Raw genomic sequence first — 11,535 nt, forward strand, 5'->3', positions numbered from 1 at the left:
AACGACGCCGATACGAAGGATCCGCGCCCCCCGCGCCACGTCCTATGCTGCCGGAGCGTTCCTGCGGCGCCCGCTGAGCGAGTCCACCGACAGCGCGTCAGTTCACGGCCCATCAGCACCTTTTGGCACCTTCTTGGTGTCTCCGTGGTGACTGCTTGGCACCTCCTTGGCATGACCGTGACACTCCCGTCTCCGGAAGAAGGCATCTCATGAGAATCAACCTGGCCACCCTTGCCGAGCGGTCCCAGCGAGCCCTCAAGCTGGAGGAGCCGATCGAGGCGGTCGGCATCTTCGGTCTCCAGGACGACTATCTGGGCCTGGCGGTGGGGGGCGTCGCGTCGGGCACCGTGGCCTCCATCCTGGACGCCGACGCGCTCACCGATGGAGTGCTCGCCGTGATCGGAATGCGCGCGGCCCGCCGGATCAACGCCAATTCCCAGGGGGTGACCGGACGCATGGTCGTCGTCGTCACCGCGACGTCGATACACCTGCTGGCTCTCTCGGGCTGGGGGTACGAACCCGAGCGTGAGCTCCTCCGTATGAACCGGGCCACCACCACCAGCCAGGTCAAGTGGTGGGGCCTGTCGCGCCGATTGAAGCTGAGGGACGCGGATGGTCAGAAGATCGAACTGACCAGCTCAATCTCTTACCTCTCCTTCTACCGGAAAGGCGCCAAGGCCATTCTCGCCGCACTCGCCTCCAACGCGGCCTGACGTCAGCCGGCACTCCAGCAGGGTGAAGAGGCGCATGTCCTTGACCAGTGCGATCTTGAGGATCTCGGGGTGAGGCCCTCCCGGACGTCCTCGATCCGCTGACGGCGGGGGGACCAGCCGATGAGCTCGGAGTCGACACCGGCAATCTCCAACACTGGGCGCAAGCCCGGCGTCACCTCCCCGGGCACCGTCGCAGTCCCAGCTCCTCACACACCTCGGTCGTCATCGCGAAGGTGTAGAGGGTCCCGGCAGGCCCGAAGGTTACGGCGTTGTGCGGGGAGGCGCGATGGCGCAGAAGTCGCCCGATTCACGGCTGGATCTCCGCCCGCTTGGCCGGTGCCAACAACCCGCGCGTGAAGGGCAAAACGCTCCCGTTGAAGGTCTGTTGGAGTTCTGTTGGAGATTCATTGTCGGCCTCTGGGACGGTCTGGCCATGAACAAGTTCAAGAGAGCAACCCTCACCATTACCTCAGTCTTCGCCCTGACGGTGGGCGCCGCCACGGCGGCTCACGCCGACGGAGACGTGACCTGGCAAAGCGCCTATACAGGCCTCTGCCTCGCCTCCATCGACAACAACTGGGGCAACCCGAGCAACGTCGCCATGCGCGGCTGCGGAAACGCTGGGACCACCTTTCATGAGCAGGACCTCGGTGACGGAACCTGGCTGATGAGGACGACCTCCGACCAGGACTTCTGTCTTACCGCGTACAGCGACCACGACGTCTATATGGAGCACTGCTCTGGCAACATCTGGCAGCGTTGGTCCGAGGAATGGGACGGCGGCCGAGGTGTCTGGCGTCTCAAGCACGCGGCCACTCAGTGGTACATCACGGACTACGACAATGGCCTTCAGATCGGCGTCGACCCGCTCAATTCCCCGGACAGCCGTCAGTGGTGGCACTGATCTCCCAGGTCCCTCTCAGGGTGGTCTCGCCGGGGTACGACGTGCGGCCCGCCTCCACAAGGCGGCGCTCACGTCGTATCCCGGCCCGCTCGGCGTACCCGTGCCCAACACCCAGTGCCGGTCGATGAGTCACCGGCCGGGACGAAAGATGTCGACAATATTCGATGAGCTGCGCCGGGTCGGGCGCTGTGCGGCGCGATCAGGGGCTGTCGCCGCCCCAGTCCCAGCGGGCCGGGTCGCCGGGTCGCGGGTCGTACAGCGCCCGCCCGCCGGGGCCGAACTGTCCCAGCTCGGTCTGGAGGGAGACGCCGGTGTCGATCTCGTCCTTCGTCCAGCCGGTAATGTCGAGCAGCAGGCCGTCCAGCGGGCCGCCGACCAGTTCGGCGTAGGCGCGGCCGTGACGGGGGCCGGGGTGTGGGTCGTCCACGTCTCGGCCGTACACCCGGCCGCGCAGCAACTGCTCGTCATCACGGTCCATCCGTTCAGCCTTGCAGCCGCCACTGACAATCAGGTCCGGTCGCGTCAGCTGTGGAAGCGCGACATCCAGGTGCCGCCGTTCTTCTGCTCGGGCCTGGCCGGGTCCTACTTCTGGTGTTCCGCCGCGGACTGTGCTTGGCGTTCGGCGGTGATGGCTCGCCGCTTGCAGTCGTCGCACAGGTGCGGGTGGGTCTCCCGTGGGGCGTCCCACCCGGCGGGCTCGATGGCCTTCCACCGTTCGTCGGTGAACCGCGCACCGCAGCGGGCGCACCCGGGACAGTGGGCCTCCCGACGGTGCCCGGGTTGCGCGGGCCGGCGCCGTTGAAGACGAGCAGCAGCCGCGGGTGCGGCTGATCGGCGCGCCGTCGCGGAAGACGCCCCTGACGGGCGATCACGTGCTACCGATCTCCGCTCCGACCAGCACGGGAACCCCATCGAGACCCCACGCCAGCACCGCCGACCAGCAGAAATCAGGATGACGGGGCCTCAATGAGACCCCGCGTCGCAGCCAGGTGTGCCGCCTCCTCGGCACCTCAGATGGTTCACTGCTTGCTGTGGGCGCGCCGTAGAAAGTCGACCGCCGCCTGCCGTCCTTCCTCGACCAGTGCCTCGCGTGCCTCCGGCCCGAGGCCGAAGTCGGTGATGCCGACCTTGGCGCACGAGACGCTGATCATCCGGTCTCGAACACCCGGTAGCTCAAGATATGTCTGATCTCGGCCCACCAGGGCCGTCGCCACCACCTGTTGCAGCAGTTGCAGCAGGGGTGACATCACCACGGCCGGCGCCGGGAACAGCTCCGCGATTCCGGCGGGCAGGTCGGGCAGGATCCGTACGCCGAAGGTCGGCCAGCGCGGCTGCCTGCCGTCGGTGCGGTCGAAGGTGTCGACGGCGAAGTTGGACAGGATGCCCCCGTCCACGATGACCGACTTCTCTCCTGTTGTTCGATGGGTGAGTTCGCAGGGCTGGAAGTAGAAGGGGATCGACAGCGAGCAGCGGACCGCGTCGGCGACCTTCTGCTCGTCCGGGTCGAGGCCGTAAAGCCGGTAGTCCCAGGGCAGTCGCAGCAGCCGCCCGTGAGTGACGTCCGTCGCCATGACAACGAGCTTGTACCGCTTGTGCTCCGGCAGGTCGGTGTCACTGCCCGGGTCGTCGTACCGAAGATCGCGGAACGTGGTCACGCCCAGCTCCGCCAGTTCCGTCTCCACCCACTGGCGGATCCACTCGCCCCGGTACGCGCCGCGCCTGCCGAACAGGGAGACACCCTCGCTGAGCACGGGCAGGCCCGGCGGCACACGGTCCGGGACCCGGGCCAGGTTCAGGCGGCCCATGAGGTTGCGCAGGTCCTTGGCCCCGACCCCGGCGGCCACGAAGGCCGCCGCGATAGCGCCGACGGAGGTGCCGGCGGCGCGCGGGAAGGTGTACCCCTGCTCCAGCAGGCCGATCACCGCTCCTGCGGCGCCCAGGCCACGCACCCCGCCGCCCTCCAGGACGAGGTCGGCCCTGAGGTCAGCTGCCATCGCGAGCCCCTCGCTTCCGTCCGGCGATGTTCCAGGGCGAGAAGGCGTTGTTCACTCCGGCCAGTGCGGTCCGCAGTTCGGGGTGGTGGCGCAGCAGTACGGTTCCCATGGTGTTGTCGTCGATCCAGCGCAGTCCGGCCTTCGAGTAGACCTCGGGCGTGTAGTACTCGGTGAAGAAGCGGTCGCTGTTCAGGCGGCGTGAGGCCATGAGGATGAAGATGCGGAACGCGGTGTCGCTGAAGGCGAATCCGGCGGGGAGTTTCTCCGCGTACAGGCCGATGGTCAGGTCGACCTTCTCGATGTCGCCCTCATAGACCCGCCTGATCTGCTCGGCCCACGCCCGGTTCTCGGTGAGCTCCTCGAAACTCGCGGCGGGCTTCAGGCGCAGCAGCCGGCGGAAATCGTTGTAGCGGGGGACGCCAAGCTCCCTGCTGCGCAGGATGTCCGTGGCCGCGAGGTCCTGCAGGTGACCGTCCGGCCGCTGGAACTCCTGCAGGAACTTCGGGAAGTTGTGCATGGTGACCAGGCCCGGGTGAAGGGTGCCGAAGCTGTAGAGCAGGTCGCGCATGGGGACGGTGTCCATGACCTTCAGCGCCTCGGGGCCGGCGAGTTCGCGGAGGGTGGCCTCCCGCAGCGTCGCGTCGTCGCTCGCGGCCCGCAGGTGCCAGTCGTCGCGGACCAGAGGGTGCATGCGGTAGACGGCGACGAACTCCTCGGTGAGGCTGTACGGAACGCCGTAGTGGTCGGTTTCGGCGCCGGGGATGCCGCTGATCACCTCCGACCCGCTGATCCTCCCGAGGAGGTTGTGCACGCGCTCGCCTGCGAGTCCCCACCAGTTGGTGCGCAGCGCGGTGACGGTGGTCGGGTGGCTGATGACCGCCGGGGTCCACTCCACCGTGTGGATCTTGGCGAGGAGAGCGGAGTTGACCAGCCGGGCGCGCTGGAAGAGCTCCTCGTCGTCCCAGCCGGGGTACTGCGCGTGGAGGTGCTCGCAGATGGCGTTGTGCTCCTTGGCGAACAGCGTCTGCATCATCGCGAGCCCCAGCCAGAATCCGGGCACCCGGGACGGGTCACGGTCCGGGTCGGGCGGGAACGGCGTCCCGTCGTCGCCCCACAGGCGCAGCTTGCCGTTCTCCCCGGTGCGCAGGGCGCGCTGTTCCTTCTCGCTCGACCCGTAGATCTGGGAGGCGTCCCACCAGTGCGAGGAGACGTTGACGCGCGTGTCGGGCGTCCCGGCCGGGGCATGCGGGTCGCGGGTCGGGTCGTCGAGGGTGCGCATGATCTGCATGGGCCGCTCGGGCCAGGGGTCGTCGTCGCGCAGGGGCACGGTCCACGGCCGGTCCGTGGGGCTCGTGCCGTGACTGAACCAGTCGCGCACCATGAACTGCAGCCAGGCCGCCACGAGGGAGTTCACCGTCTCGGCGGGGATGAACTCGTCCCGGGTGAGCAGTTCGCGGCTGACCACTCGCGGGTTGGGCGAGGACAGCACGTCGGCGGGCGAGACCGGGGGGATCTTACCCAGCGGGATGTTGCGGCCGAAGCGTGTGCCGGCCATGCCCATGCGCGGCTGCTCGAGGTCGTTGTAACTGCCGTCGGCCGTCCGGTTGACCAGGTGTGCCGTGCCATTGTGCGGGGCCGGCTCGGGGACGTTCATCGCGGGGATCCGGTTGGTGTCGTGCAGGTTCTCCTGCCGCAGTTTCACCCGCAGCCCGAGCAGGGTGCCGAGTCCGAGCGGGACGGGCAGTTTGTCCCAGCCGACTCTGCGGTCCAGGAACTCGGCGGCGCCGGTGACGACGCGCCAGGGCAATGTGCGGCGGTAGCCGGAGCTCGCGTCACCGGCGGGTGGTCGTTGGTCAGTCATCGGATCCTCCTGGCGGATGGTTCGACAGTCCGGGGTTCGGCGGTGCGTGGTTCGTTGGGTGGCGTGGCATCGGCGAGGATCACGTCACCGGCCTTCTCGCTGATCATGTGGCGGTCGGGTGGCGTGCCGGGCCCGGGCGCATGGAAGGAGCAGCCCCTCAGGATCGGGAACTCCCGGGCCGTCTCGCTGACCACGCCGACCTCGTAGCGGTCCTGGAGGCTCCGGCCGACACCCTGCCGGTCGACGCGCACCGTAGTGCCGTGCCGCTCCAGCTCATCGCGCGGGCCGATCCCCGACAGCATCAGCAGCTGCGGGGGGTTGAAGGCACCGGCGGCCAGGATCACCTCCCGCCGGGCCAGCACCAGCTGCGACGGCGGGAGTCCGGCGTCCCCGTCGGCCGTGGGCTCGGCCCGGCAGGTGTGCTCGCGGGCGAGGTACTCGACGCCGACCGCCGCCTGGTTCTCGTCCAGCACCACTCGGTTCACCAGCACGTGCGGCCGAACGACGAGCCGGTCGGGGTGTTGCTCCCGCAGTACGGCGCTGCGCCGCCCGTCGGCCGTGGTGGACATGGGGATCTGCCACAGGCCTTCGAGGGCGTCGGTCTGCACCCGCCAGTCGTTGAGGTCGACCAACGCGCCCAGGCCCTCCAGGGGCGACAGCGGCCGGCCGAGGAAATCGGCGAGCTCGCCCTCCGCCGCGTTGAGTACGACTTTCAGCAGCTGCTTGTCCTGGGTGATCAGCCCGGGGTCGGCGAGCCGTGTGGGCAGCCAGCCGTCGAAGCCGTGACGTGACCTGTTGACGTACCGCCTTGAGACGAAGGGCAGCGCCCGCAGCTGTGCGGCCAGCAGACGGTTGGACGGCAGTGTCCTGGGGCGCGGACGGTATTCACAGCGCTCCAGCCGTTCGACGTAGCCGCGCATCGACGCGCTGTCCCAGGAGCAGTCGTCGCTGGTCTCCCTGGCGATCCGGTCCCAGTCCGCGTCGTACGGGTAGAGGGTGATCAGCGCGTGGTGGGCGGTGCAGCCGCCGATCGCCCCGGCCCGCGGATAGAGGATTCTCTTGCCGGGGACGGCCTTGGTGGCACGCCTGTGCTGTTCCTCGTCCGCGTAGTGGCGCACGAAGTAGTCCCAGCGCCGTACGGGGTCTTCGCTGGCGTCGGGGTGGAAGGCGGGCACGAGGTAGTTGTCGTTGTCCTGTTCGCCGCCCGCGTCGAGGAGCAGGACCCGCGTGTCGGCCTCGGCGAGACGGGCGGCGAGCGGGCCGCCGCCGGCCCCCGCCCCCACGACGACATGGTCGAACCCTCCCGTGGTGGTCGTCATCACGTCTTTTCCCGGTCGCCGGTCAGGGCACTGACGGCCAGCGCGGTGTTACGGCGGAGATCAGGGTGGTCAGGACGGCGGTGCGGGGCGGCAGATGGCCGCGCGGTCCGAGGGTCGCCCGCGGTCACCGTGTCGCCGCCGTGAATGAGTACGCCCTCCCGCAGGTCCTCCGTGAGGCGCTCGCCGCGGTTGGTGAGCAGGTCGAGACCGAGCAGGACGGTGCGGATGCCGAAGAGCCGGAAGGCGTAGATGGCGGCGGGGTCAGGCTCGGAGTCCCGGTCGAGTCTGTTGATGAGGAGCGTGGGTGCGAGCAGGCCGACGGCCCCGTTGAAGAGCCGGATCCCGGCCAACCCGAGAACCGCCGCCGACCGCCTGCCGGCAATTCGCTTTCCTGTCATGGTGTCCTCCCTGAAAGAGACCCGCAGGACGGCGCAGACCACCCAGGTAGTTGTCCCTGCCGAACGCCCTTCCGATCCCGGCTGTCAGGGAGAACCACCCGCTCGGCCCTGAGAACGGTGACGCGAAGTGATCTCGCTACGGATGGTCTGCTCGGGTGGCCCTTTCCCCGGGTGATCAGAGCCGGCCGAGCAGACGCGCGGCTGCTCGCGCGGTACGCGGCATCGCGGGACCGGTGGAGGCTGTTGAGCGGGCGGCATACGTCCGTGGTCACGCCGCGAGCCGCGCGGCGGCCATCGTGAGGAGAACTTCATGCCGTACCTGATCCCGTACCGCACACCGCTGACGCCCGAGCAGGCCGAGCGCGGCTTCGATCACCTCCTGGCGCTCCAGATGGGCGGCAGCGCCTCTGTCGCCAGGCGGGCGGGAGTCGACCCGGAGCTGGCGTTCATCCTGCCGCGGCCAGCGGTCCCGGTAGCGCCGCCCGCCAGCACCTCCGCACGGTCCAACCCTCCTCTCCGAAAGGGCTCGTCATGCGTGTTCCAGCACTGCGCCGTCTGCTGACGGCACTGGCCGCCGCCGTTCTCATCGTCACCGGCGCGGTCTCCGCCCAGGCGACCTCCCACAAAGCCGTGCAGCCCGAGAAGCGGCCCAAGCCGACCGTCGTGCTCGTACACGGAGCGTTCGCCGACGCCTCCGGCTTCAACGACACCATCGCGCTGCTGCAGAAGGCCGGCTTCCCGGTCATCGCGCCCGCCAACCCGCTGCGGGACACGGCGGGCGACGCGGCCTACATCTCCAGCGTGGTGGACACCATCCCCGGCCCGGTCATCCTGGCGGCCCACTCCTACGGCGGCGTGGTCATCACCAACGCCGCCCGCGGCCACGCCAATGTCAAGGCCCTGGTGTACACGCGATCAACCGGTTGGTGAGCCACGGTGCCAGACCCGAGAGGGCGTCGCACGCCGGACCAGGGACATCGCAGCCGCCCAGATTCGCACGCCGGACAACGGGTAGGGCCCGTCCGCTGTACGCGGACGGGCCCTGTGATCGAGCGCCGGGCAGGCCTTGCACCTGCATTTCCCCGCAGGAAGCGGGGCGTCTTTCCTTGGACCACCAACGCGTAACCAGCCACCTCGAGTTGCGGCGACCAGCTCAAGATCAAGTTTAGCGCATACGGTCAGCGCTTTTCCCCGCGGGAAGGCCCTGAACCAGCCCGGCGTCGGCCGGCGCTGTGCCTGCCACGTCGTGCGCGAGGCGAGCACCTACCGCACGAGCGGGAACCGGACCGAGCCGGTGCCGGCTCCGTCAGAGGAGCGCTCGGAGGGGTGATCAGGGGTGTTTGGGGCCGGCGCGATCGCGAGTCCGGCGATGGACCCGTCGACCTGCCGGCTTCTTCGGACCATAGATCACCGAAACGAGCGGGCGTCGGCCCGGCGGTTGCCGACCACTGAGGCGTGGTGGCAAAAGCTGGGGCCGTTCGGTGGAGGCGCCGACAACGGCGTAGGGCCCGGATCCACACGGATCCGGGCCCTACAGAACGCAGTAGCGGGGACAGGATTTGAACCTGCGACCTCTGGGTTATGAGCCCAGCGAGCTACCGAGCTGCTCCACCCCGCGTCGGTGATCCCTACCGTACGCCATCACAGCGGAGCGGGGAGACCACCTCCGCCTGATCGCGCACCGGTCAGGAGGCTCTTTGAGGCGGCGCAATGACCGCGGGAAACGTCGGCCACGACGGTCGCGCGGATCCGGCAGGCCCCCTGCACCCAGCTGAGTTGCCAGCGCCACGCCGGTGCCATCAGCCCGGGTGATCGGTATGTACGGGACAAGGTGGCGCGGGAATGGGGACACGCCGACCAGGCTGCCTCGACGGCCAGACCACATTCGTCCCTTACCCTCGGCGCCGTGGCACTGACAGACGGAACGTATCGGCTCGGGCCCTCGAACGCCCGCCTCCTGATCAAGACAGGCCGTACCGGACTGGGGCGCAGAGCGGGGCACGACCTCACGATCGAGGCCGCCCGATGGTCCGGGAAGGCGGTGTTGGCCGTAGGCGACCCGGACAACGCGTCGGTGAGTGTGACGGTCGAGACGGGCTCGTTGAAGGTCCGTGAGGGAACGGGTGGGCTGAAGGCGCTCACCGATGCCGACCGAGCCGAGATCGAACGGACGCTGGCGAAGCGGGATCTGCTGCACACCACGGAACACCCCACGATCACCTTCCGTTCCACCCGTGTCGCGGGAACGCCGCAGTCCTTCGAGATCACCGGCGACCTCACCATCAAGGGTCGGACCCACCCGGTCACGGTGCACGGGCAGGGAAACGGGGAGCGGCTGTTGCGCGGCTGGGCGACCGTCACGCAGTCCACCTGGGGAATCAAGCCGTACACCGCATTCCTGGGAGCGCTGCGGCTGGCCGACGAGGTCCGAATGGAGTTCGAGGTGACCCGGCTCGAACCGGCAGACGCGCCCGGGTAGCTGCCCGGCTCGCTGCCGCGGTCGGAACAGGTGTACAGCCGCCGAGCGTGGAGGCATGGGTGAACGGCGAAGGTGGTGTGTCGCAGCCGGCAATGCCGCATTGCTCACGTTCTCGCCGGCGCCGGCAGCGACGGACGTGCGGGTCGTCACCCGAAAGCGCGTAGCAGCCCCCCGCCTTCACGGCAATCACCGGCGAGCCGGAAACGGCACCGCACCCCACCAGACCCCCGGAACCCGGCAGACGCTCTACCGGAGGCTGCCGTGGTCGGCCGAACCGCTGGAGGGTGGGCCAGTCGCGACAACGCCTGGCGGAAGTCGTCCCGCCCCGCCCCCGGGCTGAGACCCCAGGACGCGGCGGAGGTCGCCCAGTCTTCAGGCAGCACTCCATTTGGCACAACCGTCAGGGCGTGTCGCTGGAGTAGTAGAAGCGGCACGTCACTCCGGGACCGGGCGGGCGTGGCTCGCCGGGGTGCGGGTCGTACAGGGCGGCAGACGCTTGCCTTCTTCAACAGCGGCCCGAGTGACCCGTCAGGGCTGACCGCTCAGTTCGCCGGTTCGACCTGTTGGTCGACCTGGCAGTAGTCGACCGACGCCAGGAAACGCTCATCGAGCTTCACCTCGGTGTTCACCTTGCCCTTCGCCGGCACGGCGACCATGACGGACTGGGTCCTGATGAGCAAAGTGCCCGCGGCGTCGTAGAAGGTGACCCAGGCCCGGAAGTCGGCCCTGCGCTTGTTCGGGTTCGCGATCTCGACCGTCGCGTACGGGGTGGACGCGCTCGCACAGCTGACCAGCTTCGCCGTGCCGGCCTTCAGCGCCGTGCCGGAACCCGTGCTGGAGGAGGTGGGCGTTGGGCGATGGCCGGGGCGCCGGGTGTAACCGCTCCCGCCGCCGCTGATGCTGCCACTGCCGTACGTGGAGTCGTCGTCAGCGGAACGGGACGAGCCCGACGAACCGCTCCCCGAAGTCGATCCCGAACTCGTCGACGAACCGCCGTGGTTCTGGCTGGAGCTGCTGCAACCCCCACCACCGCTGCCACTGCTGCTTCTGCCGTGGCCGTGCCGCCCCGACGAGAAACCCGTCATGGCGAGTACGACCAGAGCCAGTACCGCCGTGAGCTTGAGTGTGCTCCCCCGAGAATCCATACGATCACTCTAGTCGGGGGCCCAGCTCGCCTTCAGCGCCGGACGACCGCCGCGCCACGTCTTCATCAGGCCCACCGCGCGCTCGGACAGCCACACCGCCGCCTTACCGCTGTCGTCGGAACCGGAGCCGAAGAGGCGGGGAGTCAACTGGGCCTGGAGGCCGACCGGGTAGCGGCAGCCACGGCCCAGCAGTCCGGACCGGACGCGGCGGAGGGCATCACCCGCACCGTCATCAGCTTCGCCAAAGAGATCTCCACCGAGGGACCGCAAGGTCGTCGTCGACGTCCCGCACCTGATGAACACCGTCGCCTTGAGTCAGACGATGGAGACCAACATCCGGCGCCTTTGCCCTCGGCCTGAAGACGGCAACGGACCAGCGTGCCTTCGCACCACCCCTGCCACCCCCGACCGAGCAGACAGCGTGACTGGCTGATCGTCACGGACGACACAAGCATCACCGGAGCACTTCGTGGCTCCGGGCAGTGGCCATCACCCTGCGGAAGAGGAGCGCGGCGAGCAAAGCGGCCAGGACCAGGAGTCCGCTCATCCACAGCGGCCCGCGGCCGCCAACGGTGTCGAGGGCGGTCGCGGGTACGACCCGCCGGGCCCGGATCGGTCCGCGATATTACCGAATCGGGGCGTTTCGGGTCTTAGCGTGGTCGGTGAGGCGTTCGGGGGCCACGGACGGGCGCCGGTGTCCGACAGGGAGAGACGCGAATGAT

At 69.0% G+C, this 11,535-nt stretch carries 12 protein-coding genes and 2 tRNA genes; 5 read left to right on the forward strand and 9 right to left on the reverse strand.

What is annotated here, in order from left to right:
• Positions 1 to 209: 209 nt before the first annotated feature.
• Both ADL01_RS01660 and ADL01_RS01665 read left to right on the forward strand, forming a co-directional pair.
• Complete coding sequence (locus tag ADL01_RS01660; protein WP_053740046.1) at positions 210 to 713, forward strand: hypothetical protein; 504 nt, start codon at positions 210 to 212, stop codon at positions 711 to 713.
• Between the two features lie 433 nt (positions 714 to 1,146).
• The gene (locus ADL01_RS01665) at positions 1,147 to 1,617 is read left to right on the forward strand and encodes a hypothetical protein (protein WP_159049430.1); all 471 of its coding nucleotides are present in this window, start codon (positions 1,147 to 1,149) and stop codon (positions 1,615 to 1,617) included.
• 199 nt (positions 1,618 to 1,816) lie between these two features.
• On the opposite strand, the gene ADL01_RS01670 is transcribed toward ADL01_RS01665, so the two are convergent.
• From ADL01_RS01670 to ADL01_RS01690, 5 genes are all read right to left on the reverse strand, one after another.
• Complete coding sequence (locus tag ADL01_RS01670) at positions 1,817 to 2,095, reverse strand: hypothetical protein (protein WP_053740048.1); 279 nt, start codon at positions 2,093 to 2,095, stop codon at positions 1,817 to 1,819.
• Positions 2,096 to 2,636: 541 nt separating this feature from the next.
• A complete protein-coding gene (locus ADL01_RS01675) occupies positions 2,637 to 3,611 on the reverse strand; it encodes a patatin-like phospholipase family protein (protein WP_053740049.1) in 975 nt (324 codons plus the stop codon).
• The gene (locus ADL01_RS01680) at positions 3,601 to 5,472 is read right to left on the reverse strand and encodes a peroxidase family protein (protein ID WP_053740050.1); all 1,872 of its coding nucleotides are present in this window, start codon (positions 5,470 to 5,472) and stop codon (positions 3,601 to 3,603) included. The genes ADL01_RS01675 and ADL01_RS01680 overlap by 11 nt, the downstream gene beginning before the upstream one ends.
• Positions 5,469 to 6,791 carry a GMC family oxidoreductase N-terminal domain-containing protein gene (locus ADL01_RS01685; RefSeq protein ID WP_053740051.1) on the reverse strand — a complete coding sequence of 441 codons (1,323 nt, stop codon included), beginning with the start codon at positions 6,789 to 6,791 and terminating at the stop codon, positions 5,469 to 5,471. Before ADL01_RS01685 ends, ADL01_RS01680 begins: the two co-directional genes overlap by 4 nt.
• The gene (locus ADL01_RS01690; protein ID WP_063783435.1) at positions 6,791 to 7,189 is read right to left on the reverse strand and encodes a hypothetical protein; all 399 of its coding nucleotides are present in this window, start codon (positions 7,187 to 7,189) and stop codon (positions 6,791 to 6,793) included. The genes ADL01_RS01685 and ADL01_RS01690 overlap by 1 nt, the downstream gene beginning before the upstream one ends.
• A gap of 310 nt (positions 7,190 to 7,499) precedes the next feature.
• Between ADL01_RS01690 and ADL01_RS01695 the strand changes: the two genes are divergently transcribed.
• Together ADL01_RS01695 and ADL01_RS01700 are read left to right on the forward strand one after the other, a co-directional pair.
• Positions 7,500 to 7,751 (forward strand): hypothetical protein, encoded by a 252-nt coding sequence (locus ADL01_RS01695; RefSeq protein WP_053740053.1) that lies wholly within the window; start codon positions 7,500 to 7,502, stop codon positions 7,749 to 7,751.
• Entirely contained in the window at positions 7,721 to 8,119 is a 399-nt protein-coding gene (locus ADL01_RS01700) for an alpha/beta hydrolase (RefSeq protein WP_324614554.1), read from the forward strand. The genes ADL01_RS01695 and ADL01_RS01700 overlap by 31 nt, the downstream gene beginning before the upstream one ends.
• Before the next feature lie 121 nt (positions 8,120 to 8,240).
• On the opposite strand, the gene ADL01_RS44445 is transcribed toward ADL01_RS01700, so the two are convergent.
• Positions 8,241 to 8,310 (reverse strand) — tRNA-Gly (locus ADL01_RS44445).
• 423 nt (positions 8,311 to 8,733) lie between these two features.
• Positions 8,734 to 8,807, reverse strand: a tRNA-Met gene (locus ADL01_RS01705).
• 288 nt (positions 8,808 to 9,095) lie between these two features.
• On the opposite strand from ADL01_RS01705, the gene ADL01_RS01710 reads away from it, so the two are divergent.
• Complete coding sequence (locus ADL01_RS01710) at positions 9,096 to 9,668, forward strand: YceI family protein (RefSeq protein ID WP_053740054.1); 573 nt, start codon at positions 9,096 to 9,098, stop codon at positions 9,666 to 9,668.
• Between the two features lie 542 nt (positions 9,669 to 10,210).
• Here the strand turns inward: ADL01_RS01710 and ADL01_RS41200 are convergent.
• Positions 10,211 to 10,813 (reverse strand): hypothetical protein, encoded by a 603-nt coding sequence (locus tag ADL01_RS41200; RefSeq protein ID WP_078960263.1) that lies wholly within the window; start codon positions 10,811 to 10,813, stop codon positions 10,211 to 10,213.
• Positions 10,814 to 10,822: 9 nt separating this feature from the next.
• Entirely contained in the window at positions 10,823 to 11,116 is a 294-nt protein-coding gene (locus ADL01_RS01720; RefSeq protein ID WP_053740056.1) for a hypothetical protein, read from the reverse strand.
• Between the last annotated feature and the right edge of the window lie 419 nt (positions 11,117 to 11,535).

This window comes from Streptomyces sp. NRRL WC-3618 (genome assembly GCF_001280005.1).
Taxonomy (GTDB): Bacteria; Actinomycetota; Actinomycetes; order Streptomycetales; family Streptomycetaceae; genus Streptomyces.